The sequence below is a fragment of the Streptomyces sp. NBC_01077 genome (assembly GCF_045162855.1).
Lineage (GTDB): Bacteria > Actinomycetota > Actinomycetes > Streptomycetales > Streptomycetaceae > Streptomyces.
The window spans coordinates 5,655,056-5,680,429 of record NZ_CP108669.1; the positions used below are offsets into that span (position 1 = coordinate 5,655,056).

23 protein-coding genes are annotated in these 25,374 nt (G+C 70.1%); 17 read left to right on the top strand and 6 right to left on the bottom strand.

Annotation, left to right across the window (positions count from 1 at the left end):
- Nucleotides 1-5: 5 nt before the first annotated feature.
- Entirely contained in the window at nucleotides 6-821 is an 816-nt protein-coding gene (locus OG462_RS25620; RefSeq protein WP_406061081.1) for a hypothetical protein, read from the bottom strand.
- A gap of 8 nt (nucleotides 822-829) precedes the next feature.
- Nucleotides 830-1,420, bottom strand: a complete 591-nt coding sequence (locus OG462_RS25625; RefSeq protein WP_406061083.1) for a SigE family RNA polymerase sigma factor — start codon at nucleotides 1,418-1,420, stop codon at nucleotides 830-832.
- Between the two features lie 171 nt (nucleotides 1,421-1,591).
- On the opposite strand from OG462_RS25625, the gene OG462_RS25630 reads away from it, so the two are divergent.
- Entirely contained in the window at nucleotides 1,592-2,284 is a 693-nt protein-coding gene (locus tag OG462_RS25630; RefSeq protein ID WP_406061085.1) for a demethylmenaquinone methyltransferase, read from the top strand.
- A 16-nt stretch (nucleotides 2,285-2,300) separates the two neighbouring features.
- Here OG462_RS25630 and OG462_RS25635 read toward each other — a convergent pair whose 3' ends face one another.
- Nucleotides 2,301-3,761, bottom strand: coding sequence for a phosphodiester glycosidase family protein (locus tag OG462_RS25635; protein ID WP_406061086.1), 1,461 nt, complete (start codon nucleotides 3,759-3,761; stop codon nucleotides 2,301-2,303).
- The gene (locus OG462_RS25640) at nucleotides 3,758-4,480 is read right to left on the bottom strand and encodes a peptidase inhibitor family I36 protein (RefSeq protein ID WP_406061088.1); all 723 of its coding nucleotides are present in this window, start codon (nucleotides 4,478-4,480) and stop codon (nucleotides 3,758-3,760) included. The genes OG462_RS25635 and OG462_RS25640 overlap by 4 nt, the downstream gene beginning before the upstream one ends.
- Nucleotides 4,481-4,608: 128 nt before the next feature.
- On the opposite strand from OG462_RS25640, the gene OG462_RS25645 reads away from it, so the two are divergent.
- A complete protein-coding gene (locus OG462_RS25645) occupies nucleotides 4,609-5,934 on the top strand; it encodes a geranylgeranyl reductase family protein (RefSeq protein WP_406061089.1) in 1,326 nt (441 codons plus the stop codon).
- Here OG462_RS25645 and OG462_RS25650 read toward each other — a convergent pair.
- Nucleotides 5,900-6,892, bottom strand: a complete 993-nt coding sequence (locus OG462_RS25650; protein WP_406061091.1) for a helix-turn-helix domain-containing protein — start codon at nucleotides 6,890-6,892, stop codon at nucleotides 5,900-5,902. The genes OG462_RS25645 and OG462_RS25650 overlap by 35 nt on opposite strands.
- A gap of 94 nt (nucleotides 6,893-6,986) precedes the next feature.
- Between OG462_RS25650 and OG462_RS25655 the strand changes: the two genes are divergently transcribed.
- Nucleotides 6,987-7,859, top strand: a complete 873-nt coding sequence (locus tag OG462_RS25655; RefSeq protein ID WP_406061092.1) for an NAD(P)-dependent oxidoreductase — start codon at nucleotides 6,987-6,989, stop codon at nucleotides 7,857-7,859.
- A gap of 89 nt (nucleotides 7,860-7,948) precedes the next feature.
- Here OG462_RS25655 and OG462_RS25660 read toward each other — a convergent pair whose 3' ends face one another.
- Nucleotides 7,949-8,833 (bottom strand): C40 family peptidase, encoded by an 885-nt coding sequence (locus tag OG462_RS25660; RefSeq protein WP_406061094.1) that lies wholly within the window; start codon nucleotides 8,831-8,833, stop codon nucleotides 7,949-7,951.
- A 671-nt stretch (nucleotides 8,834-9,504) separates the two neighbouring features.
- Between OG462_RS25660 and OG462_RS25665 the strand changes: the two genes are divergently transcribed.
- Genes OG462_RS25665 through nuoN form a run of 14 tightly spaced genes read left to right on the top strand, consistent with a single transcriptional unit; the run spans nucleotide 9,505 to nucleotide 25,269 of the window.
- A complete protein-coding gene (locus tag OG462_RS25665) occupies nucleotides 9,505-9,864 on the top strand; it encodes an NADH-quinone oxidoreductase subunit A (protein ID WP_266895216.1) in 360 nt (119 codons plus the stop codon).
- A 17-nt stretch (nucleotides 9,865-9,881) separates the two neighbouring features.
- Entirely contained in the window at nucleotides 9,882-10,436 is a 555-nt protein-coding gene (locus OG462_RS25670) for an NADH-quinone oxidoreductase subunit B family protein (protein WP_024756031.1), read from the top strand.
- A complete protein-coding gene (locus OG462_RS25675; RefSeq protein WP_406061096.1) occupies nucleotides 10,433-11,164 on the top strand; it encodes an NADH-quinone oxidoreductase subunit C in 732 nt (243 codons plus the stop codon). The genes OG462_RS25670 and OG462_RS25675 overlap by 4 nt, the downstream gene beginning before the upstream one ends.
- Nucleotides 11,164-12,486, top strand: a complete 1,323-nt coding sequence (locus tag OG462_RS25680; RefSeq protein ID WP_406061098.1) for an NADH-quinone oxidoreductase subunit D — start codon at nucleotides 11,164-11,166, stop codon at nucleotides 12,484-12,486. Before OG462_RS25675 ends, OG462_RS25680 begins: the two co-directional genes overlap by 1 nt.
- Nucleotides 12,483-13,223 carry an NADH-quinone oxidoreductase subunit NuoE gene (gene nuoE, locus OG462_RS25685; RefSeq protein WP_406061100.1) on the top strand — a complete coding sequence of 247 codons (741 nt, stop codon included), beginning with the start codon at nucleotides 12,483-12,485 and terminating at the stop codon, nucleotides 13,221-13,223. Before OG462_RS25680 ends, nuoE begins: the two co-directional genes overlap by 4 nt.
- Entirely contained in the window at nucleotides 13,220-14,572 is a 1,353-nt protein-coding gene (gene nuoF / locus OG462_RS25690) for an NADH-quinone oxidoreductase subunit NuoF (RefSeq protein WP_406061102.1), read from the top strand. Before nuoE ends, nuoF begins: the two co-directional genes overlap by 4 nt.
- Nucleotides 14,569-17,067: an NADH-quinone oxidoreductase subunit G gene (locus tag OG462_RS25695; protein ID WP_406061104.1), complete on the top strand. Its 2,499-nt coding sequence runs from the start codon at nucleotides 14,569-14,571 to the stop codon at nucleotides 17,065-17,067. Before nuoF ends, OG462_RS25695 begins: the two co-directional genes overlap by 4 nt.
- Complete coding sequence (nuoH, locus tag OG462_RS25700) at nucleotides 17,064-18,425, top strand: NADH-quinone oxidoreductase subunit NuoH (RefSeq protein ID WP_406061106.1); 1,362 nt, start codon at nucleotides 17,064-17,066, stop codon at nucleotides 18,423-18,425. The genes OG462_RS25695 and nuoH overlap by 4 nt, the downstream gene beginning before the upstream one ends.
- Nucleotides 18,400-18,996, top strand: coding sequence for an NADH-quinone oxidoreductase subunit NuoI (gene nuoI, locus OG462_RS25705; protein ID WP_406061107.1), 597 nt, complete (start codon nucleotides 18,400-18,402; stop codon nucleotides 18,994-18,996). The genes nuoH and nuoI overlap by 26 nt, the downstream gene beginning before the upstream one ends.
- Nucleotides 18,993-19,820 (top strand): NADH-quinone oxidoreductase subunit J, encoded by an 828-nt coding sequence (locus OG462_RS25710; RefSeq protein WP_406061109.1) that lies wholly within the window; start codon nucleotides 18,993-18,995, stop codon nucleotides 19,818-19,820. The genes nuoI and OG462_RS25710 overlap by 4 nt, the downstream gene beginning before the upstream one ends.
- Nucleotides 19,817-20,116: an NADH-quinone oxidoreductase subunit NuoK gene (nuoK, locus tag OG462_RS25715; protein ID WP_017239464.1), complete on the top strand. Its 300-nt coding sequence runs from the start codon at nucleotides 19,817-19,819 to the stop codon at nucleotides 20,114-20,116. The genes OG462_RS25710 and nuoK overlap by 4 nt, the downstream gene beginning before the upstream one ends.
- 10 nt (nucleotides 20,117-20,126) lie before the next feature.
- Complete coding sequence (gene nuoL / locus OG462_RS25720; RefSeq protein ID WP_406061111.1) at nucleotides 20,127-22,019, top strand: NADH-quinone oxidoreductase subunit L; 1,893 nt, start codon at nucleotides 20,127-20,129, stop codon at nucleotides 22,017-22,019.
- Nucleotides 22,020-22,024: 5 nt separating this feature from the next.
- On the top strand, nucleotides 22,025-23,611 hold the full coding sequence (locus tag OG462_RS25725) for an NADH-quinone oxidoreductase subunit M (RefSeq protein ID WP_406061113.1): 1,587 nt from the start codon (nucleotides 22,025-22,027) through the stop codon (nucleotides 23,609-23,611).
- Complete coding sequence (nuoN, locus tag OG462_RS25730) at nucleotides 23,608-25,269, top strand: NADH-quinone oxidoreductase subunit NuoN (protein ID WP_406061114.1); 1,662 nt, start codon at nucleotides 23,608-23,610, stop codon at nucleotides 25,267-25,269. Before OG462_RS25725 ends, nuoN begins: the two co-directional genes overlap by 4 nt.
- Nucleotides 25,270-25,374 lie beyond the last annotated feature (105 nt).

Here is a 25,374-nt window from a genome sequence, read left to right on the forward strand (position 1 = left end):
GTGGCTCAGCCGGCCGGGATCGCGGGCGGTGCCTTCTGTTCGACCGGGTTCTCGTCCGCGTACCGCACCAGGTCGAGGAAGCGCAGGTCCTCGGCGACGGTCAGCAGCTGTCGCGGTGTCACCGGCGCCGACACGCTCTCCGGGTCGACGGAGAGCCGGACGCGACTCCCGCCGTACAGGAACGTCAGGAACGACCCCAGCGTGTCCGCCTCGTTGACCGGCGCCGAGAGCAGATGCGCCGCACGGTTCCCGTCGAACGTCACGGCGTCGCAGTCGAGGCCCTTGGCCGGCACGGACTTGCAGGGTTCGAGCGTGCGGTCGTCGGTCGGCCGTACCGACACCGTCAGATGGAAGGTCTCGCCGCCCGAGGCGATCCGGTAGTGGCTCACCCGGTCCTTCACCGGCCGGACGTCGGTCACGGTCGCGGGCAGCAGTTCGTCGAGCAGCGCCGCCACCCGCTGCTGGTGGGCCGCGCGACGCTCGCGTTCGGCCCGGGACAGGCCGTCGGGGTTGTCGGGCGGTGTGACGCCCGGGGTCTCCTCGACGACGACGGACGGGTAGTTCGTGCTCGGGGTCGCGCCGAGCGACGGCGGCACGGCGGCGGGCATCGAGACGCCCGTGTTCGTTCCCGGCAGCAGCGTGAGGCCGAGTGCCCCCGCAGTGACCGCGCCGAACGCGGTCGTGACGATCGCGATCCGGGCCCGGACGCGCCGTCGTCGGCCCTCGCGCACCGCGAGCGGGGCGAGGTCGGGGAGCGGGGGAAGGTCGTCCGTCGTCCGGTCCATGACGTCGCGGAGCAGGGAGATGTCGTCGGTGTCCACGGGGGACCTCAGCTTCCTGTGGTGTAGAGCCCGGCGTCACCCAGGCGTACGCGGAGTCGGGCGAGCGAACGGGAGCACTGGCTCTTGACGGTGGCCTCGCTGCAGCGCAGCAGTGAGGCGACGGAGGCCACGCTGTGGTCGTCCCAGTAGCGCAGGACGACCATCGCGCGGGCCCGCGGCGGCAGCTCGGCGAGCGCCGCGAGCAGCGTGACGCGCAGATCGGCGTGGTCGGCGGCGGGCGCCGGGGCCATTCCGCCGGTCCGGGTGAAGGCGAGCAGATCGCGCAGCCCGCGCCGCCGTTCGGTCAGGAAGGTGCGGGTCAGCACCGTCTTGGCGTACGCGTGCGGATGATCGGCGGTGCCCGCGCGCCGCCAGTGCTGGTACAGCTTGGCCAGCGTGGTCTGGGTCAGGTCGCGGGCGGTCTCGGGGTCGCCGCAGAGCAGGTACGCCGTGCGGTACAGCCGCTGCTGCGCGACACGGGCGAACTCCTCGAACCCGGCGACCGTCCCGTCGGCCGTCCTGCCGGCCGGTCCGTGGGCCGGTCCGGTCCTTGCTTCGGCCGCCGTTCCGGCTGTCGCTCCGGACGCTGTTCCGGTCATCGGCCCGGTCGCCGGCCCGGGTCTCGTTTCGGTCGGTACCGCCATCGCACCCCTGCCTTCCTCGCCGGCGTCGCCGGCCGCTGTCATGCACTCACCCATCCCTGAGAGCGGCCGGGGCCAAAAGGTTGAAGCGGTACGAGGACGGATTCCGGTGGCTGCGACAATGGCCCGGTGACCCGAGCTTCCCTGGACAAGCAGCCGCACGAAGTCGCTTCGATGTTCGACGACGTGGCGGCGAACTACGACCTCACGAACGACGTGCTCTCCCTGGGCCAGGACCGGCGCTGGCGCAAGGAGGTCGCCAAGGCGGTCGACGCCCGCCCCGCGCAGAAGATCCTGGACCTGGCCGCCGGTACGGCCACCTCCTCGCAGCCCTTCGCCCGCGCGGGCGCGTACGTCGTGCCCTGCGACTTCTCGCTCGGGATGCTCCGGGTCGGCAAGAAGAACCACCCGTGGATGCCCTTCACGGCCGGCGACGGCACGAAGCTGCCCTTCCGTGACGACGTCTTCGACGCCGTCACGATCTCCTTCGGCCTGCGGAACATCCAGGACACGGAGCAGGCGCTGCGCGAGCTGTACCGGGTGACGAAACCCGGCGGCCGGGTCGTCATCAGCGAGTTCTCGCACGCCACCTGGGCGCCGTTCCGCACGGTGTACGAGGAGTACCTGATGCGCGCGCTGCCGCCGGTGGCCCGCGCGGTCTCCTCGAACCCGGACGCGTACGTGTACCTGGCCGAGTCCATCCGGTCCTGGCCGGACCAGCCGACCCTGGCGGGCATGCTCCAGAAGGCCGGCTGGTCGAAGGTGGCCTGGCGGAACCTGACCGGTGGGATCGTCGCCCTGCACCGGGGGTTCAAGGCCTGAGGGGTTGTCCTGGCGGCTACTTGGCGTACATGCCGTAGCCGCTGATCCCCGCGTACACGGCGTCGGCCACGTGCCGGTGCACGTACACGCCGTTCACCCGGTCCGTCGGCGGGGTGTGCGTCGTGACGCCGGTCATCAGCGTCGCCGAGCCGCCGCCGTCCAGGTTGAGCGCGTCGATCAGGCCGAGCTCGTCGGCGTCGAGGAGCGTGGCGAAGGTGCGCAGGGTCGCGCCGTCCTCGTGGGTGGTCGTGTTGCCCTCCTGGGTCTGCCCGGTCAGCGTGACGAGCACCGGACGGCCGCGGACGCTGGTGCCGAGGGCCACGCGCGAGTCGGTGCAGTTCTGGGTGCCGGGCTCCTTGCCCGGGCCCGTCTGGTTGCAGGTGTCGGGCAGTTCGACCGGGATCTCGCCGTCGCGGAGCACCTGGTGGAAGGAGCTCACGACGTCGACCGACGGGTCCAGCGGGATCTCCCGGCCGAGCCGCGCGTCGCGGAGCTTCTGGCCGACCGCCACCTTGGTGCCGGCGACGGCGTGGGCGCGCAGCCACGCGGCGCCCGTGCCGACGCCCTGGAGGATGCGGCCGCCGGACGGCACCTTGACCTGCTCGGCGGCGGTCGCACCGCCGCGGCCCTCGTGGGCGGCCGTCACCTTGCCCGTGGAGTCGAGGACGACCTCGAAGCCGGGGTCGTCCTCGGTGGTGACCGTCGGGTCGAGACCGGGCTTCGGCACCGGGAACTTGTAGTCGTCGGTGAACAGGACGATCTCGTCGGGGTCGGTGTAGACGCCCTTCTGCCCGGAGACCTCCTCGGGGACCAGCCGGTCCTGGGCGTCGCGGGCGCAGCCGCGGGCGCGGCCCGGGTCCCGGTTGATGTCGTCGAAGGGCACGGTGGTCCCGTCGGCGGCGGTGAGGGTGAGCTCCGTGAGGAGCTTGGTGATGTACGGGACGCCGTACTGGATCACGGCGCCCGAGGTGCCCTGACCGCTTCCCCAGCAGCTGGAGCTGTGCAGGACGCCGTCGGTGACGGAGACGCCCATGTGCTGGAGGGTGGTGGGTTCGGCGCCGGTGGGCACGACGTGGTCGGGGTGCTTCTTCTCCGACTTGAACAGACTGCCGTTGACTCCGGCCACGGGGTGCCGGGCGGGCACCGCGCTGACCCCGGCGAGCTGCTCGGCGACCGTCTCGGCCACGCCGTCGCCCGCGCCGACGGTGCTCTCCAGGCCGACGGGGGCGGTGCTCGGGTCGATCTCGACGATCTGGAGGATGCGGGGTCTGGTGCGGTTGTCGAGGACCTTCTCGGTCCATGTGGTGCGGGTGACGCCGGGGACGGTCCGGTCGACGTCCGCGTTCTGCTCCCAGTTCGTGGCGAGCAGGCTCGGCGGCTTCACCGCGGCGGGGGAGGCGGCGGCCGAGGTGGTCAGGGCGAGGGCCGCGGTGAGCGCGGCGGCGGCGGCGAGGGCCGGGCGCAGGGGCGTGGTCACTGGCACTCCGAGGTTCCGTTGACGAGTTCGTGGGAGCGGAACGCGCCCGCGAGGGAGGCGGGGACGGTGATGCTGTCGCCGCGGAGCACGACGTAGGCGCCGTACGTCGTGGTGCCCTCGGTCCAGGTGCCGGTGTAGTCGGGCCTGGGGTAGAAGCACAGGTGCTTGGCGGTCCGGTTCCACACGGACTTGGGGGCGACCTCGGTGCCGTAGCTGTTGCCGAGGTTCTGGGTGGCGGGGTCGACGGCCGGGACGTGGACGGTCATCGCGCCGCGCCCGTTGCGCTCGGTGAAGGTGCAGACGTCACCGTTCTCGCAGCGCTCGTAGCCGGTGAAGCACAGGGCGCGGGTGGGCACGAGCTTGTACGAGGCGACGGTCCAGCGGACGCCGTCGGTGACGTACTCGTCGTCGTTGCCCGGCATGACGGTCTGGAGGGAGCCGCCGTACTGGTCGGTGGTGTAGACGCAGGCCCACATACGGGTGTTGTTCTGCACGGACAGGGCGGTGCCGGTGTACTGCTCGTCCTTGCCGCCCTCGGCGACGTCCAGGCGGGTACCGGAGCCCTTGGAGCCGTCGTAGAGACAGAACTGGCCCTGCGGGCAGTCGTCGAAGGGGGCGGGGTCGGCGCTCGCGGGCAGTACGAGGAACACCGAGCAGAGGAGGGCGAGGACGGCTGTGATCAGCGCGCCCCGCCGTAGGTCGATTCGGAAGTCGGTCACGGAAGATCAATCTGCCATCACGCTCAGCGCAGGGGAACACCTGTTCACCCTGTGGGAAAGCGGTGGGGTGACCCTCCGCTTCCCCCGCACCCGCCCCCCATAGACTGCGATACGTCCTCAACGTCCTCATGGACGTCTTCGTCGTCGAACTCCCGGGAGACTCCGCCGTGACCGAGCAGCCCCTCTCCGAGCACAGCGCAGATGTGATCGTCGTCGGGGCGGGCCCGGCCGGCTCCACCACCGCGTACTACCTGGCCAAGGCCGGACTCGACGTCCTCCTCCTGGAGAAGACCGCGTTCCCCCGCGAGAAGGTCTGCGGCGACGGCCTCACCCCCCGCGCCACGAAGCAGCTCGTCTCCATGGGCATCGACATCTCCGAAGAGGCCGGCTGGCTGCGGAACAAGGGCCTGCGGATCATCGGCGGCGGCGTCCGCCTGGAGCTCGACTGGCCGGAACTCGCCTCGTACCCGGACTACGGACTCGTCCGCAAGCGCGACGACTTCGACGAGCAGCTGGCCCGCCAGGCCCAGAAGGCCGGCGCACGCCTCTACGAGCGCTGCAACGTCGGCGCCCCGATCATCGACGACCGTACGGGCCGGATCACCGGCGTCCACGCCAAGCTCGGCGAGGAGAAGCGCGAGGTCACCTTCCACGCCCCGCTCGTCGTCGCCGCCGACGGCAACTCCACCCGGATCTCCCTGGCGATGGGCCTGCACCGGCGCGAGGACCGCCCCATGGGCGTCGCCGTCCGCACCTACTTCACCTCGCCCCGGCACGACGACGACTACCTGGAGTCCTGGCTGGAGCTGTGGGACCGGCGCGGCCCGCAGGACCGTCTGCTGCCCGGCTACGGCTGGGTCTTCGGCATGGGCGACGGCACGTCCAACGTCGGCCTCGGCATCCTCAACTCCTCCAAGGCCTTCCGCGAGCTGGACTGGCGCGAGGTGCTCAAGGCCTGGTGCGCCTCGATGCCCGAGGACTGGGGCTTCACCCCGGACAACATGACGACCCCGATCCGCGGCGCCGCCCTCCCGATGGCCTTCAACCGCCAGCCGCACTACACCAAGGGCCTGCTGCTCGTCGGTGACGCGGGCGGCCTCGTCAACCCGTTCAACGGCGAGGGCATCGCGTACGCCATGGAGTCCGGCCAGATCGCGGCCGACGTCATCGTCCAGGCGAACGCCCGCACCACCCCCGCCCAGCGCGAACTGGCCCTGCAGAACTACCCGCAGATCCTCAAGGACACCTACGGCGGCTACTACACGCTCGGCCGCGCCTTCGTGAAGCTCATCGGCAACCCGAAGGTCATGAAGATCGCGACCCAGCGCGGCCTGACCCACCCGCTGCTCATGAAGTTCACGCTGAAGATGCTGGCCAACCTCACCGACCCGACGGGCGGCGACGCGATGGACCGCATCATCAACGGCCTGTCGAAGGTCGCGCCGAAGGCCTGAACGACCTGCGGTAGTCGGTGGGCGAGACCCCGACCGACCGCGTGAAGTGACGGCGCAGGTTCGCCGCCGTACCCAGACCGCTGAGGTCGCCGATCTGCTCCACGGGCAGATCGGTGGCTTCGAGCAGGCTCTGCGCACGGGCCACCCGCTGCTGGAGCAGCCACTGCAGGGGAGTGGTCCCACAGGTCTCCTGGAGCCGGCGGTGGAAGGTCCGGGGGCTCAGCCGGGCCCGCCGGGCGAGGTCGTCGACGGTCAGCGGCTCGGCGAGGTTCTCGGTCGCCCACTGGAGTACGGGGCCGAGGCTGTCGTCGTCGCTCGGCGGCAGCGGCGCCTCGATGAACTGGGCCTGCCCGCCGCTGCGGTGGGCGGGCACGACCAGGCGCCGGGCGAGCTGCCCGGCGACGGTCGCGCCGAGGTCCCGGCGGACCAGGTGCAGGCACAGGTCGAGCGCGGCGGTGGCTCCGGCGCTGGTCAGCACCGACCCCTCGTCCGTGTAGAGCACCGAGTCGTCCACGACCACCTCCGGGTGGCGGGCGGCGAGCTGCGCGGTGTGCTGCCAGTGCGCGGTGGCGCGGCGGCCGTCGAGGAGCCCGGCGGCGGCGAGCGCGAACGCCCCCGTGCACAGGGAGACCATGCGGGCGCCGGAGGATGCGGCCGCGCGCAGCGCCTCGACCAGTTCGGCGGGCACCTCCTCGCCGTCGTCGACGACCGCGTCGGGCACGGACGGCACGATGACGGTGTCCGCGCCCACGAGCCCGTCGAGGCCGTACTCCGTCCGCAGCGAGAACACGCCCGGTCCCGCCTCGCCGCACAGCCGCAGCTCGTACCAGGGGTCGGCCAGATCCGGCTGCGGGTTGCCGAAGACCGCGCAGGCGATGGCGATTTCGTACAGCTCCCACAGCGACGTTCCGATGCGCCGGTCCGGTACGACGGCGATGGCGACGACTCCCGCACTCATGGCGCCGACCCTACGACACCCTCGGCAGGAATGGTGCGGATGTCGTCAGTCCTGCCACTGTCGACCCGATCCCGCCACTGCGAGCGTGGACCCCATGAGCAACACGGACAAGCAGAACGTCACTGTCATCGGCCTCGGGCAGATGGGCTCCGCCCTCGCCGGCGCCTTCCTCGCCACCGGCCACCGCACCACCGTCTGGAACCGCACGCCCGGGAAGGCCGACGCCCTCGTCGCCCGGGGCGCGCTGCGCGCCGCCACCGTCACCGAGGCCGTCGCCGCGAGCGAGCTCGTCGTGGTCTGCGTCCTCGACTACCCCGCCGTACGCGAACTCCTCGCCCCGGTGGCCGAGTCGCTGCGGGGCCGGACCCTGGTCAACCTCACCACCGGTTCGCCCGAGCAGGCCCGCGAGGAGGCGGAGTGGGCCGCGGAGCACGGCATCGGCTATCTCGACGGCGCCGTCATGACGACCCCGCCGGGGGTCGGCGACAGCGCCAACATGATCCTTTACGCGGGCGGGCCCGAGCTCCTCGCCGAGCACCACGCGGCGCTCGCCGTCCTCGGCGACCCGCTGGACCTGGGTGCGGACGCGGGCAGCGCCTCGCTCTACGACGCGGGTCTGCTCGGCCTCATGTGGTCCGTCTTCGGCGGCTGGCTGCACGCGACCGCCCTCGCGGGCGCGGACGGGGTGACGGCCCGGGACTTCACGGCGGTGGCCACCCGCTGGCTGAGGACGGTCTCCTGGTTCATGACCGGGTACGCCGAGCAGATCGACGCGGGGGAGTACCCGGGCGAAGACGCCACGATCGACGTCCAGACGGTCGCCATCGGCCACCTCCTGCACGCGGCCGAGGCGCGCGGAATCGACAACCGGCTGCCGGAGCTGCACCTGGAGCTGATGCGCGCCGCGGTCGGGGCGGGCCACGGTGGGGACAGTTACGCCCGGATCATCGAGAACTTCCGCAAGTAGGACTTTGCGGGCAGATCCGGACCGAAGAGGGAAAAGCCGTCACTCCCCCGAGGAGTGACGGCTCTTCGCGTCCTACGACGTGCGGGCGATCAGAGAAGGCGGACCGCGCCGGAGGGCATGTCCCAGTCCAGGGAGCGCTCGACGACACCGGTCGACGAGTTCTGCGCGCCGACGTACTTGCCGCCGCCCACGTAGATCGCGACGTGGTACGAGCCGCTGCGGCTGCCCCAGTACAGGATGTCGCCCGGCTGGAGGCTGCTCAGGGAGACGGAGGTGCCCATGCTCGACTGGTCGTACGAGATGCGCGGCAGGTCGATGCCGGCCTGGCGGTAGGCGGCCTGGACGAGGCCGGAGCAGTCCCAGGAGTTGGGGCCGGTGCCGCCGGTGACGTACGAGTCGCCGATCTGGGCGCGGGCGAAGGCCACGATCGCGGCGGCGGAGCCGGAGGGGGCCTGCGTCTGGGTCTCGCCGGAGTCGGCCGAGGAGCCGCTGTCGGAGGAGCCGGAGCCCGTGGAGCTGTCGTCGCTCGCGGACTGGGCGGCGAGCTGGGTGCGCGCACGGTCGCGGGAGGCGCGCTCCTCGGCCTCCTTGCGGTCCTGCTCGGCCTTGAGGCGGGCCTTCTCGGCCTTCTCGGCCGCGGCCTTGCGGTCCGCCTCGGCCTTGGCCGTCTTGGCCTCCTTGGCGGCCTTCTGCAGCGCCAGGTTCTCCTGCGTCTGGAGGTTCTGGTCGAGCGCCTCCTGCTGGGAGGCCTCGGCGGAGGCGGCGACGGCGCTGGCGAGACCGGTGCCGGTCTCGAGCGAGCCCAGGGTGGGCATTTCGATGGTCTCGGTCACCGGCTCGGCATTGGCCGGCCCGGCAGCACCGGCCACCGCGATGGTGCCGAGGACGCCACCGGCAACTCCGGCTCGCAGCGCGAGCTTCGAGGCGCTGCGGCGGGGCTTCCGGTGGCTGGGTATGTGAGCGGTGTGGGACATGAGGACAACCGCTATCAGGGCTTCACGGTTCCCTTCAAGAAACGTGGGTTGCGCCACAGTTACGTTCGGAATCTCCTAATCCGCTTCCGTGGGGCCCTTATTGACGCCGTAACGGGCAAATCGGGCATGGCTCATCTGGCCCTTGATCACGGGTTTTCAATGAAACGTCCGAATTGCCCGACGCTTACCACCTCTTGACGCCGATGGCCAAGCCCCATGTTTTTCGGGGCCTTCCTTGTGTGATGCAGGTCACACTTCCGTCTCGCGGGCGCCCGAGAACGGGCGCACGCGTCCACCGTCGTACGCCGGACCCCCCGACCGGGCGACGGGCGCTTCCTTTATCACCCGGGTGCGTCCATCACCAATTTGCCTGTAGTGACCATCACTTGATAGTGCGACACCCCCTCCGATCAGCGATTTCCGGTCCGGATGTCACATCTGGTGATCACCTGGGCGCTTCGCGCAACAAGATCACCGCTCATCCGACTTCATGATCCTTCGTCAGGTGGTGGAGATCACAAAGTCGTTGGTGCACCCCGTGTCGCAGATCACAGAGGGGCAGGCATAGGATGCGGGGCAGCCGGGCTTGTGAACTGCCTCACATGGGGGCGATCTTTCACGGTCCGGTCGTGCGATCCAACGGTCAAGGACGACTGGAAGGAGCGAGGAGCGTGAATGCGTACGCGCCCGTCCTCGTGCTCGGTGCCCTGGGTGCGGGGTTTGCGATCTTCTCCGTGGTCATGGCCACGCTTATCGGGCCAAAGCGGTACAACAGGGCAAAGCTTGAGGCGTACGAGTGCGGCATCGAGCCGACGCCCACTCCCGTCGGAGGCGGCCGCTTCCCGATCAAGTACTACCTGACGGCGATGCTCTTCATCGTCTTCGACATCGAGATCGTCTTCCTCTACCCCTGGGCGGTCACCTTCGACGCCCTGGGGCTTTTCGGGCTCGTGGAGATGCTGCTCTTCGTGCTCACCGTCTTCGTCGCCTACGCGTATGTGTGGCGTCGCGGCGGCCTGGAATGGGACTGAGGGGCTGAGGGGCACCTATGGGACTCGAAGAGAAACTCCCGAGCGGCTTTCTGCTGACGACGGTCGAACAGGCCGCGGGCTGGGTGCGCAAGGCGTCCGTGTTCCCCGCGACCTTCGGCCTCGCCTGCTGCGCCATCGAGATGATGACCACCGGAGCCGGCCGGTACGACCTGGCCCGCTTCGGCATGGAGGTCTTCCGCGGCTCGCCGCGCCAGGCCGACCTGATGATCGTCGCGGGCCGGGTCAGCCAGAAGATGGCGCCCGTCCTGCGGCAGGTCTACGACCAGATGCCCAACCCCAAGTGGGTCATCTCCATGGGCGTCTGCGCCTCCTCCGGCGGCATGTTCAACAACTACGCGATCGTCCAGGGCGTCGACCACATCGTGCCGGTCGACATCTACCTGCCCGGCTGCCCGCCGCGGCCGGAGATGCTGCTCGACGCGATCCTCAAGCTCCACCAGAAGATCCAGACCTCCAAGCTCGGCGTGAACGCCGAGGAGGCGGCCCGGGAGGCGGAGGAAGCGGCGCTCAAGGCGCTGCCGACCATTGAGTTGAAGGGTCTGCTCCGTTGAGCGATGAGACACCCAACCCCGAGAAGGACCTCAGCGCGCAGAACCTGCCGGGGCAGCGCGGGGAGCACGGCGAGGAGGTCCGCGTCCAGCGCGGCATGTTCGGCGCCAACAACGGCGGCGACACCTCCGGCTACGGCGGCCTCGTCCGCTCGATCCGGCTCCCCGGCGCGGCCTCCCGCCCCTACGGCGGCTGGTTCGACGAGGTCGCCGACGAACTCGAAGGCGCCTTGGAGGAGCAGGGCCTCCTCCCTTCGAGCGCGATCGAGAGGACGGTCGTCGACCGCGACGAGCTCACCTTCCACATCGAGCGCGAGCACCTCGTCCGCGTCGCCCGCACGCTCCGCGACGACCCGGCGCTCCGCTTCGAGCTCTGCACCGGCGTCTCCGGCGTCCATTACCTCGGTGACAAGGGCCGCGAGCTGCACGCCGTCTACCACCTGCGCTCGCTCACCCACGGCCGGTTGCTCCGTATCGAGGTCTCGGCCCCGGACGCCGACCCGCACATCCCGTCGCTCGTCGCGGTCTACCCGACGAACGACTGGCACGAGCGCGAGACGTACGACTTCTTCGGCATCGTCTTCGACGGCCACCCCGCCCTCACCCGGATCATGATGCCGGACGACTGGCAGGGCCACCCGCAGCGCAAGGACTACCCCCTCGGCGGCATCGCCATCGAGTACAAGGGCGCCCAGATCCCGGCTCCGGACCAGCGGAGGTCGTACAGCTGATGTCCACGTCCCACGCGTCTCCCCGCGAGACGACAGAAGGCGCCGTCTACACGGTGACCGGCGGCGACTGGGAAGAGGTCGTCCAGTCCGCCGCGAAGGCCGACGACGAGCGCATCATCGTCAACATGGGCCCCCAGCACCCGTCCACCCACGGCGTGCTCCGGCTCATCCTGGAGATCGACGGCGAGACCGTCACCGAGGCCCGCTGCGGCATCGGCTACCTCCACACCGGCATCGAGAAGAACCTCGAGTACCGGACCTGGACGCAGGGCACCACCTTCGTCACGCGCATGGACTACCTCACCTCGTTCTACAACGAGACGGCGTACTGCCTCGGCGTGGAGAAGCTGCTCGGCATCACCGACCAGATCCCGGACCGGGCCAGCATCATCCGCGTCCTGCTGATGGAGCTCAACCGGCTCTCCTCCCACCTGGTGTGCATCGCCACCGGCGGCATGGAGCTCGGCGCCACCACGATCATGATCTACGGCTTCCGGGACCGCGAGATGATCCTGGACCTGTACGAACTGATCACCGGCCTGCGGATGAACCACGCGTTCATCCGCCCCGGCGGCCTCGCCCAGGACCTGCCGCCCGGCGCCGTCGACGCCGTGCGCGAGTTCGTGAAGACCATGAAGAAGAACCTGCCGGAGTACGACAAGCTCGCCACCGGCAACCCCATCTTCAAGGCCCGCATGCAGGACGTCGGCTACCTCGACCTCACCGGCTGCATGGCGCTCGGCGCCACCGGACCGATCCTGCGCTCGGCGGGCCTCCCGCACGACCTGCGCAAGACCGACCCGTACTGCGGCTACGAGAACTACGACTTCGAGGTCCCGACCGCCGACACCTGCGACTCCTACGGACGCTTCCTCGTCCGCCTGGAGGAGATGCGGCAGTCCCTCCGGATCGTCGAGCAGTGCCTCGACCGCCTGGCCCCGGGCGATGTCATGGTCGGCGACAAGAAGATCGCCTGGCCCGCGCAGCTCGCGCTCGGCGTCGACGGCCTCGGCAACTCCACCGACCACATCGCGAAGATCATGGGCACCTCCATGGAGGCCCTGATCCACCACTTCAAGCTGGTCACCGAGGGCTTCCGGGTCCCGGCGGGGCAGGCCTACGCGGCCGTCGAGTCACCCAAGGGCGAGCTCGGCGTGCACGTCGTCTCCGACGGCGGCACCCGGCCCTTCCGGGTCCACTTCCGCGACCCGTCCTTCACCAACCTCCAGGCCATGGCCGCGATGTGCGAGGGCGGCCAGGTCGCCGACGTCATCGTCGCCGTCGCCTCCATCGACCCCGTGATGGGAGGCGTCGACCGATGACCGACCAGATCCGTCTGGGCATGCCCCAGCTCCCCGCCCCCGCGTACCCGGCCGAGGTCCGCGCCCGCCTGGCGGAGGACGCGCAGGCGATCATCGACCGGTACCCGGACTCCCGCTCCGCGCTCCTGCCGATGCTGCACCTCGTGCAGTCGGAGGAGGGCCATGTGACCCGTACCGGCATGGCGTTCTGCGCCGAGACACTCGGCCTGACCACCGCCGAGGTCACCGCCGTCGCCACCTTCTACACGATGTACCGGCGCAAGCCCTCCGGCGACTACCAGGTCGGCGTCTGTACGAACACGCTCTGCGCGGTCATGGGCGGCGACGCCATCTTCGAGGAGCTCAAGCAGCACCTCGCCGTCGGCAACGACGAGACGACCGACGACGGCAAGATCACCCTCGAACACATCGAGTGCAACGCGGCCTGCGACTTCGCCCCCGTGGTGATGGTCAACTGGGAGTTCTTCGACAACCAGACCCCCGAGTCCGCCAAGCGGATGGTCGACGACCTGCGGGCCGGCCGGACCGTCGAGCCCACCCGCGGCGCCCCGATCTGCACCTTCAAGGAGACCGCGCGCATCCTCGCGGGCTTCCCCGACGAGCGCCCCGGCGCCGTCGAAGCCACCGGCGGCGCGGGCCCCGCCTCGCTCGTGGGGCTCCGCCTCGCCAAGGGCGAGCAGCCGCACCACCGAATCGTCCACCCGCGCGGTGAGACCTCCGGTCAGGAGGGGGAGTGATGACCTTGGCCGCCGAGATCAACAACAGCAGCCCCGAGAAGCTCCTGTCGCCGGTCCTCTCGGCCTTCTGGGACCAGCCCAACTCCTGGACCCTGGAGACCTACGAGCGCCACGAGGGGTACCAGGGCCTCAAGCGGGCCCTCGCCATGGGCCCCGACGACATCATCGCGTACGTCAAGGAATCCGGCCTCCGCGGACGCGGCGGCGCCGGCTTCCCCACCGGCATGAAGTGGCAGTTCATCCCGCAGGGCGACGGCAAGCCGCACTACCTCGTCGTCAACGCCGACGAGTCCGAGCCCGGCACCTGCAAGGACATCCCGCTCCTCTTCGCCAACCCGCACTCCCTCATCGAGGGAATGATCATCGCCTGCTACGCGATCCGCTCCGAGCACGCGTTCATCTACCTGCGCGGCGAGGTCGTCCCCGTCCTGCGCCGCCTCCACGAGGCCGTCCGCGAGGCGTACGCCGCCGGCTACCTCGGCCGGAACATCCTCGGCAGCGGACTGAACCTCGAACTCACCGTGCACGCCGGCGCCGGCGCGTACATCTGCGGTGAGGAGACCGCGCTCCTCGACTCGCTCGAAGGGCGCCGCGGCCAGCCCCGGCTGCGCCCGCCCTTCCCCGCGGTCGCCGGTCTGTACGCCTGCCCCACTGTGGTGAACAACGTCGAGTCCATCGCGTCCGTTCCCGCGATCCTCAACCGGGGCAAGGAGTGGTTCACCTCGATGGGCAGCGAGAAGTCCCCGGGCTTCACGCTGTACTCGCTGTCCGGGCACGTCTCCTCGCCCGGCCAGTACGAGGCACCCCTCGGCATCACCCTGCGCCAGCTCCTCGACATGAGCGGCGGCATGCGCCCCGGCCACCGGCTCAAGTTCTGGACGCCCGGCGGCTCCTCCACCCCCATGTTCACCGACGAGCACCTCGACGTGCCCCTCGACTACGAGGGCGTAGGCGCCGCCGGATCGATGCTCGGCACCAAGGCGCTCCAGTGCTTCGACGAGACGACCTGCGTCGTCCGGGCCGTCACCCGCTGGACCGAGTTCTACGCCCACGAGTCCTGCGGCAAGTGCACGCCCTGCCGCGAAGGCACCTACTGGCTCGTCCAGTTGCTCCGCGACATCGAGGCCGGCAAGGGCAAGCTGTCCGACCTCGACAAGCTGAACGACATCGCCGACAACATCAACGGCAAGTCGTTCTGCGCCCTCGGCGACGGCGCCGCCTCGCCGATCTTCTCCTCGCTGAAGTACTTCCGCGAGGAGTACGAGCAGCACGTCACCGGCCGGGGCTGCCCCTTCGACCCGGCCAAGTCGACCGCCTGGGCGGACAACCACAAGGAGGTGTCGGCATGACGGTCACCACGGCCGGCCCGGCCGGCGGCGGCTCCCCGGCCGTACCGCCCGAGGATCTCGTCACGCTGACCATCGACGGCATCGAGATCTCCGTCCCCAAGGGGACCCTGGTCATCCGCGCCGCCGAACAGCTCGGCATCGAGATCCCGCGCTTCTGCGACCACCCGCTCCTCGACCCCGCCGGCGCCTGCCGCCAGTGCATCGTCGAGGTCGAGGGCCAGCGCAAGCCGATGGCCTCCTGCACCATCACCTGCACCGACGGCATGGTGGTGAAGTCACAGCTGACCAGCCCCGTCGCCGAGAAGGCCCAGCACGGCGTGATGGAGCTGCTGCTCGTCAACCACCCGCTGGACTGCCCGGTCTGCGACAAGGGCGGCGAGTGCCCCCTGCAGAACCAGGCCATGTCCCACGGACAGGCCGAGTCCCGCTTCGAGGGCGTCAAGCGCACCTACGAGAAGCCGATCCCGATCTCCACCCAGGTGCTGCTCGACCGCGAACGCTGCGTCCTGTGCGCCCGCTGCACCCGCTTCTCCAACCAGGTCGCCGGCGACCCGATGATCGAACTCATCGAGCGCGGCGCCCTCCAGCAGGTCGGCACCGGCGAGGGCGACCCCTTCGAGTCGTACTTCTCCGGCAACACCATCCAGATCTGCCCGGTCGGCGCCCTCACCTCGGCCGCCTACCGCTTCCGCTCCCGCCCCTTCGACCTGGTCTCCACGCCGTCGGTGTGCGAACAGTGCGCCGGCGGCTGCGCCACCCGCACCGACCACCGGCGCGGCAAGGTCATGCGGCGGCTCGCCGCCGACGACCCGGAGGTCAACGAGGAGTGGATCTGCGACAAGGGCCGCTTCGGCTTCCGGTACGCCCAGCAGCGCGACCGGCTCACCACCCCGCTCGTCCGGAACCCCGGGACCGGTGAGCTGGAGCCCGCGTCCTGGCCCGAGGCCCTGGAGGCGGCCGCCCTCGGTCTCGTCCGCGGCCGCACCGGCGTCCTCACCGGCGGCAGGCTGACCGTCGAGGACTCCTACGCGTACGCCAAGTTCGCCCGGGTCGCCCTCGACACCAACGACATCGACTTCCGGGCCCGGATCCACTCCGGCGAGGAGGCCGACTTCCTGGCCTCCGCCGTCGCCGGACGCGGCCGCGACCTGGACGGCACGGGCGTCACGTACACCTCGCTCGAAGCCGCCCCGGCCGTCCTCCTCGTCGGCCTGGAGTCCGAGGAGGAGGCCCCCGGTGTCTTCCTGCGGCTCCGCAAGGCCTGGCGCAAGCACGGCCAGCAGACCTACGCGGTCGCCGCCTTCGCCACCCGCGGCCTGGAGAAGGCGGGCGGCACCCTGCTGCCCGCCGCCCCCGGCACCGAGACCGAGTGGCTCGACGCGCTGACCTCCCGGGTCGGCCTCGAAGGCGACGGACTCGCCGCCGCCGAGGCCCTCCGCCGGGAAGGCTCCGTCCTCGTCGTCGGCGAACGCCTCGCCGGCGTCCCCGGTGCCCTGACCGCCGCCCTGCGCGCCTCCGCCGCCACCGGCGCCCGGCTCGTGTGGATCCCGCGCCGCTCCGGCGAACGCGGAGCCATCGAGGCCGGAGCGCTCCCCGCGCTGCTGCCCGGCGGCCGGCCCGCCACGAACCCCCGCGCGCGTGAGGAGGTCGCCGTCGCCTGGGGCGTCCGCGAACTCCCGCACGGCTACGGCCGCGACACCGGCCAGATCGTGGAGGCCGCCGCCACCGGCGAACTCGCCGCCCTGCTCGTCGGCGCCGTCGAGGTCTCCGACCTCCCGGACCCGGCACGCGCACGCGAGGCGCTCGACGCGGCCTTCGTGGTCTCCCTGGAGCTGCGGCCCAGCGAGGTCACCGACCGCGCCGACGTCGTCCTCCCGGTCGCCGCCGTCGCCGAGAAGCCCGGCACCTTCCTCAACTGGGAAGGCAGGGCCCGGATGTTCGAGGCCGCGCTCAAGCCCGAGCAGATGACCCGGCCCCTGGCCCCCGCGGACGCGCGCGTGCTCCACATGCTCGCCGACGCCCTCGACGCCCACCTGGCGCTGCCCGACCTCAGGGCCGTACGCCGGGAACTCGACCGGCTCGGCGGCTGGACGGAGGAGCGGGCCTCCGAGCCCGTCGAGCCCGGCCAGGCAGCGCCCCGGCCCGGCGACGGCGAGGCCGTCCTCGCCGGACACCGGATGCTGCTCGACCTCGGCCGGCTCCAGGAGGGCGACACCGCCCTCGCCGGCACCCGGCACGCGGCGGTCGCCCGGCTCTCCGCCACCACCGCCGCCGACACCGGCGTCAAGGACGGCGACACCCTCGAAGTCACCGGCCCCGCGGGCTCCGTCGCCTTCCCGCTCCAGGTCACCGAGATGCCCGACCGCGTCGTCTGGCTCCCGCTGAACTCGGCCGGCCGCGGCGTCCTCTCCGACACCGGCGCCCACCCCGGCGACCTGGTCCGCATCGGCCCGGCGACCCCGAGCCCCGTCGATGTCACGGAGGTGCAGGCATGACCACGCCGCTCGCCGCTGAAGACCTGTCCATGTTCGGTACGGACCCCTGGTGGCTCGTCCTGATCAAGGCCGTCTTCTGCTTCGCGTTCCTGATGATCACCGTGCTCTTCTCCATCGTGTGGGAGCGCAAGGTCGTCGCCTGGATGCAGCTGCGCATCGGCCCCAACCGGCACGGCCCCTGGGGCCTCCTCCAGTCCCTCGCGGACGGCATCAAGCTGATGCTCAAGGAGGACGTGGTCGTCAAGAAGGCCGACAAGGTCGTCTACATCCTCGCGCCGATCATCGCCGCCGCCCCCGCGTTCATGGCGATCGCCGTGATCCCCTTCGGCCCGGCCGGCAACGAGGTCTCGATCTTCGGCCACCGCACCGCGATGCAGCTCACCGACCTGCCGATCGCGATGCTGTACGTCCTCGCGATCGCCTCCGTCGGCATCTACGGCATCGTCCTCGCCGGCTGGTCCTCCGGCTCCACGTACCCGCTCCTCGGCGGTCTGCGCTCCTGCGCGCAGATGATCTCGTACGAGATCGCCATGGGCGCGGCCTTCGCCTCCGTCTTCCTCTACTCCGGGTCGATGTCGACCTCGGCGATCGTCGAGGCGCAGGCGGACCGCTGGTTCATCATCCTGCTGCCGGTCTCGTTCATCATCTACATCATCACGATGGTCGGCGAGACCAACCGCGCCCCCTTCGACATGCCGGAATCCGAGGGCGACCTCGTCGGCGGCTTCAACACCGAGTACTCGTCCATCAAGTTCGCGATGTTCATGCTCGCCGAGTACGTGAACATGGTGACGGTCTCGGCCGTGTCGGTGACGCTCTTCCTGGGCGGCTGGCGGGCCCCGTACCCGGTCTCCACCTTCTGGGAGGGCGCGAACCACGGCTGGTGGCCGATGCTCTGGTTCGTCCTCAAGGTGCAGCTGCTGCTCTTCTTCTTCATCTGGCTCCGCGGCACCCTGCCCCGCGTCCGCTACGACCAGTTGATGAAGCTCGGCTGGAAGGTCCTCATCCCGGTCTCCGTGGTCTGGCTGATGCTGGTCGCCACCGTCCGGGCGCTGCGGAACGAGAACATCGCCTTCGGCAACATCGTCCTGTACGTCGCCGGAGCCGTCCTCGGACTGCTGCTGCTCTCCTTCGTGGTCGACGTGTTCCGCGACCGGAAGGCGAAGGCCGCCGCGCCCGCACCCGAGGAGACCCGCTCCTTCGACCCGATGGCCGGAGGCTTCCCCGTACCGCCCAAGCCCGGACAGTCCCTGCCGGCCGTCCCTCGGCGCAGGCCCCGGCACGAGCGGGACCTCGTTGTCAGTGGCGCCCCCGATACTGCTACTGCGAGTGATGGAAAGGAGACGGACGGTGTCTGATTTCCAGAATCCGGTGGCCGGCTTCGGCGTGACCTTCAAGGCCATGTTCAAGAAGCGGCTGACCGAGCAGTACCCGGAGCAGCAGAAGACGACGGCGCCCCGCTTCCACGGCCGGCACCAGCTCAACCGTCACCCCGACGGTCTGGAGAAGTGCATCGGCTGCGAGCTGTGCGCCTGGGCCTGTCCCGCCGACGCCATCTACGTCGAGGGCGCGGACAACACGGACGAGGAGCGCTACTCCCCGGGCGAGCGGTACGGCCGCGTCTACCAGATCAACTACGCCCGCTGCATCCTCTGCGGCCTGTGCATCGAGGCCTGCCCCACGCGGGCGCTGACGATGACCAACGAGTTCGAACTGGCCGACTCCTCCCGCGAGAACCTGATCTACACCAAGGAGCAGCTCCTCGCGGGGCTCGAGGAGACCATGGTCGACTCCCCGCACGCGATCTTCCCGGGCATGACCGAGCAGGACTACTACCGGGGGCTCGTCGTCGAGGCCGCACCCGGCACCGTCCGCCAGGTCGCCGTGTCCAAGGGGGAGAAGGGCGAGCCGGAGGGGGCGGACGCATGAGCGCGAACCTCGCGGCGTACGCGACTTCCTCCGGTGAGGCCTTCCAGTTCTGGGTCCTCGGCACCGTCGCCGTCGCCGGCGCCCTCGCCACGATCCTGATGAAGAAGGCCATGCACAGCGCCCTGTCGCTGGCCGGCACGATGATCGTCCTCGCGGTCTTCTACCTCGCCAACGGCGCGTACTTCCTCGGCATCGTCCAGATCGTCGTCTACACCGGCGCGATCATGATGCTCTTCCTCTTCATCGTCATGCTGGTCGGCGTCACGGCCGCGGACTCGCTGAAGGAGACCATCAAGGGACAGCGCTGGTGGGCCGTCGCCTGCGGCCTCGGCTTCGGCATCCTGCTGATCGCCGGGATCGGCCAGGCGTCGCTGACCGAGTTCGCCGGCCTCGGAGCCGCCAACAGCGCCCAGGGCGGAAACGTCGAGGGCCTCGCCGCCCTCATCTTCACCAAGTACGTCTTCGCCTTCGAGATCACCGGCGCGCTCCTCATCACCGCCGCCGTCGGCGCGATGGTGCTCACCCACCGCGAGCGCACCGAGCGGGCCGCCACCCAGCGCGAACTCTCCGAGCAGCGCGTACGCGAGGGCAAGCACCTCCCGCCGCTCCCGGCGCCCGGCGTCTACGCCCGGCACAACGCCGTGGACATCGCCGGTCTGCTGCCCGACGGCACCCCGGCAGAGCTCACCGTCATGCAGACCCTGCGCAAGCGGGGCCAGATCCGGGACGTGTCCACCGAGGCCCTCGCCGACCTCAAGGCCCTGGAGCAGCGCTCCGAGGAGCGGCTCGGCCGGGACCGGGACGAAGAGGAGGCCACCCGGTGAACCCCGTCAACTACCTGTACCTCGCCGCCCTGCTGTTCACCATCGGTGCGGCCGGGGTGCTGATCCGGCGCAACGCGATCGTGGTCTTCATGTGCGTCGAGCTCATGCTCAACGCCTGCAACCTCGCGTTCGTCACCTTCTCCCGCATGCACGGAAACCTCGACGGCCAGATCATCGCCTTCTTCACGATGGTCGTGGCCGCCGCGGAGGTCGTCGTCGGGCTCGCGATCATCGTGTCCGTCTTCCGTGCCCGCCACTCGGCCTCGGTCGACGACGCCAGCCTGATGAAGCTGTGAGGGGCTGACCGTGGAAAATCTCATTGCGCTGCTCGTCGGGGCACCCCTGCTCGGCGCGGTTGTCCTGCTCTGCGGCGGACGGCGGCTCGACAAGGTCGGGCACTGGATCGGCACGCTGTTCGCGGCCGTCTCCTTCGCCATCGGCCTGGCGCTCTTCGCCGACATGCTCGGCAAGAGCGCCGACGACCGGGCCCTGTTCCAGCGGCTCTACACCTGGATCCCCGTCGAGGGCTTCCAGGCGGACATCGCCTTCCAGCTCGACCAGTTGTCGATGACCTTCGTCCTGCTGATCAGCGGGGTCGGCACGCTCATCCACGTCTACTCCATCGGATACATGGAGCACGACGAGCGCCGCCGCCGCTTCTTCGGCTACCTCAACCTGTTCGTCGCGGCGATGCTCCTGCTCGTCCTCGCCGACAACTACCTGCTCCTGTACTTCGGCTGGGAGGGCGTCGGCCTCGCCTCGTTCCTCCTGATCGGCTTCTGGCAGCACAAGCCCGCCGCGGCCACCGCCGCCAAGAAGGCCTTCCTGGTCAACCGGGTCGGCGACATGGGCCTGTCCATCGCCATCATGATCATGTTCACCACCTACGGCACCTTCACCTTCGGCCCGGTGCTCGGGGCGACCGGCGAGACGGGCGAGGGCAAGCTGACCGCGATCGGTCTGATGCTGCTCCTCGCCGCCTGCGGCAAGTCGGCCCAGGTGCCGCTGCAGTCCTGGCTCGGGGACGCGATGGAGGGCCCGACCCCGGTCTCGGCCCTCATCCACGCGGCCACGATGGTGACCGCCGGTGTCTATCTGATCGTCCGCTCCGCCGACATCTTCAACGCCGCCCCGGACGCCCAGCTCGTCGTCACCGTCGTGGGCGCGGTCACGCTCCTCTTCGGTGCGATCGTCGGTTGCGCCAAGGACGACATCAAGAAGGCTCTCGCCGGCTCGACGATGTCGCAGATCGGCTACATGATCCTGGCCGCCGGCCTCGGCCCCATCGGCTACGTCTTCGCGATCATGCACCTGGTGACCCACGGCTTCTTCAAGGCCGGGCTGTTCCTCGGTGCCGGTTCGGTCATGCACGGCATGAACGACGAGGTCGACATGCGAAAGTACGGCGGCCTGCGGAAGTACATGCCGGTCACCTTCATCACCTTCGGCCTCGGCTACCTCGCGATCATCGGCTTCCCCGGCCTGTCCGGCTTCTTCTCCAAGGACAAGATCATCGAGGCGGCCTTCGCCAAGGGCGGCACCGAGGGCTGGATCCTCGGCTCGGTCACCCTGCTCGGCGCGGCCATCACCGCGTACTACATGACCCGCGTGATGCTCATGACCTTCTTCGGCGAGAAGCGCTGGCAGAACGACGAGAACGGCAACCCGCCGCACCCGCACGAGTCGCCCAAGTCCATGGTCATCCCCATGGTCCTGCTCGCCGTCGGCTCGGTCGCCGCAGGCGCCTACTTCGAGTTCGCCGGGTTCGTCGAATGGCTGGAGCCGGTCACCGGCTTCGCTCACGGCCACTCGCCGCTCAGCGCCGCCACCGTCACCACCGCCACCGTCGCCGTCATGGTGATCGGCGTCGGCCTCGCGTACCTCCAGTACGGGCGCAAGCCCGTCCCGGTCGTCGCCCCGCGCGGCTCGCTGCTCACCCGGGCCGCCCGCCGCGACCTCCTCCAGGACGACTTCAACCACGCCGTCTTCGTCCGCGGCGGCACCCACCTGACCCGCTCGCTCGTCTACGTCGACCACTCCCTGGTCGACGGCGTGGTCAACGGCACCGCGGCCTCCGTCGGCGGACTCTCCGGCCGGCTGCGCAAGCTCCAGAACGGCTACGCCCGCTCGTACGCGGTCTCCATGTTCGGAGGTACGGCGGTGCTGATCGCCGCGACCCTGCTGATGAGGGCGGTGTAACCACCATGTCATTCCCGCTCCTTACGGTGACGGCAGCGGTTCCGGCGGTCGGTGCGATCCTCACCGCCGCCGTCCCCGCCGCCCGCCGCACCGCCGCCAAGTGGCTGGCGCTGCTGGTCTCGCTCGCCACGCTCGTGCTCGCCGCCGTCGTCTTCGTACGGTTCGAGCCCGGCGGCGAGCGGTACCAGATGACCGAATCGCACTCCTGGATCAAGGACTTCGGGGTTCGCTACGAGCTCGGGGTCGACGGCATCGGGGTCGCGCTCATCGCGCTCACCGCGCTGCTGATCCCGTTCATCGTGCTCGCCGGCTGGCACGACGCCGACCCCCTGGAGACGTCCTCCAAGCGGTGGCGCCCCACCCAGGGCTTCTTCGCCCTGATCCTCATGGTCGAGGCGATGGTGATCCTCTCCTTCGAGGCCACCGACGTCTTCCTCTTCTACATCCTGTTCGAAGCCATGCTCATCCCGATGTACTTCCTCATCGGCGGCTTCGGCGACCGCGCCCACGCGGGCTCCGACGAGAACGCGGCGGCCCAGCGCTCGTACGCGGCCGTCAAGTTCCTCCTCTACAACCTGGTCGGCGGCCTCATCATGCTGGCCGCCGTGATCGGGCTCTACGTGGTCGCGGGGAACTTCTCGCTCACGGAGATCGCCGAGGCGCGCGCCAACGGCTCCCTGGAGATGGCGACCAGCACCGAGCGCTGGCTGTTCCTCGGCTTCTTCTTCGCCTTCGCGGTGAAGGCGCCGCTCTGGCCGCTCCACACCTGGCTGCCGAACGCGATGGGGGAGGCGACCGCCCCGGTCGCCGTCCTCATCACCGCCGTCGTCGACAAGGTCGGCACCTTCGCGATGCTCCGCTTCTGTCTCGGGCTCTTCCCCGAGGCCTCGAAGTGGGCCACCCCCGCGATCGTCGTCCTCGCCCTCATCAGCATCGTCTACGGGGCGCTGCTCGCCGTCGGCCAGCGGGACATCAAGCGCCTGGTCGCCTACGCGTCGATCTCGCACTTCGGCTTCATCATCCTGGGCATCTTCGCGATGACCACCCAGGGCCAGTCCGGGGCCACGCTCTACATGGTCAACCACGGCATCTCGACGGCCGCGCTGATGCTCGTCGCCGGGTTCCTGATCTCCCGGCGCGGCTCGCGGCTCATCGCCGACTACGGCGGTGTGCAGAAGGTCGCCCCGGTGCTCGCCGGCACGTTCCTGATCGGCGGCCTCGCGACCCTGTCGCTGCCTGGACTCGCCCCGTTCGTCAGCGAGTTCCTCGTGCTGGTCGGCACGTACGCGCGCTACCCGGTGGCCGGTGTCATCGCCACCACCGGCATCGTCCTCGCCGCGCTCTACACCCTCGTCCTGTACCAGCGGACGATGACCGGGCCGGTGAAGGAGGAGGTGCGGGAGCTGCCCGACCTGCGGGTGCGTGAACTGGCGGTGGTCGTCCCGCTGATCGCCGTCCTGATCTTCCTCGGGGTCTTCCCGAAGCCGCTGACGGACGTCGTCAACCCGGCCGTGCAGCACACCATGTCCGACGTACAGCAGAAGGACCCCGTCCCCGCTGTGCCTATTCAGAACGTGGAGGCGGCCAAGTGAGCACATCCGCCGTCGCATCCTCTGTCCACAGCCTGTGGACGACTGCTGCCGAGCCACTGAACAAGATCCCGGCACCCCACATCGAGTACGTCCAGCTCTCGCCCGTACTCATCGTGCTCGGTGCCGCGATCGTCAGCGTCCTGGTCGAGGCCTTCGTGCCCCGCAAGGGCCGCTACTACAGCCAGGTGTTCCTCAGCGTCGTGGCGCTCGTCGCCGCCTTCGCCGCCATCGTCGGCCTGGCGGCCGGTGGTTACGGCTCCACCAAGGCCCACATCGCGGCCATGGGCGCCATCGCCGTCGACGGGCCCGCCCTCTTCCTCCAGGGCACCATTCTCCTCGCCTCCATCGTGGCGATCTTCACCTTCGCCGAGCGCAGGCTCGACCCGGCCGACCACGGCCACAAGGTCGACTCCTTCGCCGCCGAGGCCGCCGCCGTCCCCGGCAGCGACCAGGAGAAGGCCGCCGTCAAGGCCGGGTTCACCACCACCGAGGTCTTCCCGCTCGCCCTCTTCGCCATCGCCGGCATGCTCGTCTTCCCGGCGGCCAACGACCTCCTGACGCTCTTCGTCGCCCTGGAGGTCTTCTCCCTCCCGCTGTACCTGCTCTGCGCCGTCGCCCGCCGCAAGCGGCTGATGTCGCAGGAGGCGGCCGTCAAGTACTTCCTGCTCGGCGCCTTCTCCTCGGCCTTCCTGCTCTTCGGGATCGCCCTGCTCTACGGCTACGCGGGCTCCGTCTCGTACGCCACCATCGCCCAGGTCGTCGACGGCTCGATCGCCTCCGTGAATCCGGCGCTCGCCGACACCATGGGCAACGACGCCCTGCTGCTCATCGGCTTCGCGATGGTCCTCACGGGTCTCCTCTTCAAGGTCGGCGCCGTGCCGTTCCACATGTGGACCCCGGACGTCTACCAGGGCGCCCCGACCCCGGTCACCGGCTTCATGGCCGCCGCGACCAAGGTCGCCGCGTTCGGCGCGCTGCTCCGCCTGCTGTACGTGGTGCTGCCGGGCCTCACCTGGGACTGGCGGCCGGTCATGTGGGGCGTCGCCATCGTCACCATGCTGGGCGGTGCGATCGTCGCCATCACCCAGACCGACATCAAGCGGCTCCTGGCGTACTCGTCGATCGCGCACGCGGGCTTCCTGCTCGCCGGTGTCATCGCGGCCACGCCGAGCGGAATCTCGTCCGTCCTCTTCTACCTGGGCGCCTACTCCTTCGTGACGATCGGCGCGTTCGCCGTCGTCACGCTGGTCAGGGACGCGGGCGGCGAGGCCACCCACCTCTCCAAGTGGGCCGGTCTCGGGCGCCGTTCGCCGCTCGTCGCGGCGGTCTTCGCGGTCTTCCTGCTCGCCTTCGCCGGCATCCCGCTGACGTCCGGCTTCTCCGGGAAGTTCGCGGTCTTCAAGGCGGCGGCGGACGGCGGCGCGGGCGCGCTCGTCGTGGTCGGTGTGATCTCCTCGGCGATCGCCGCGTTCTTCTACATCCGGGTGATCGTGCTCATGTTCTTCAGCGAGCCGAAGGCGGACGGCCCCACGGTCGCCGTTCCCTCGGCCCTGACGACCGTCACGATCGCGGCGGGTGTGGTGGTCACGCTGGTGCTCGGCGTGGCGCCGCAGTACTTCCTGGACCTGGCGAACCAGGCGAGCGTGTTCGTCCGGTAGCGCCGGTCACGCACGCGAGGGGCCCGGCTCGGGGGCGAGCCGGGCCCTTCGGCGTACCCGGGGTGCCTACGCGTGCCGTGAAGCGCTCCTCGGAAGGGGGTGCCG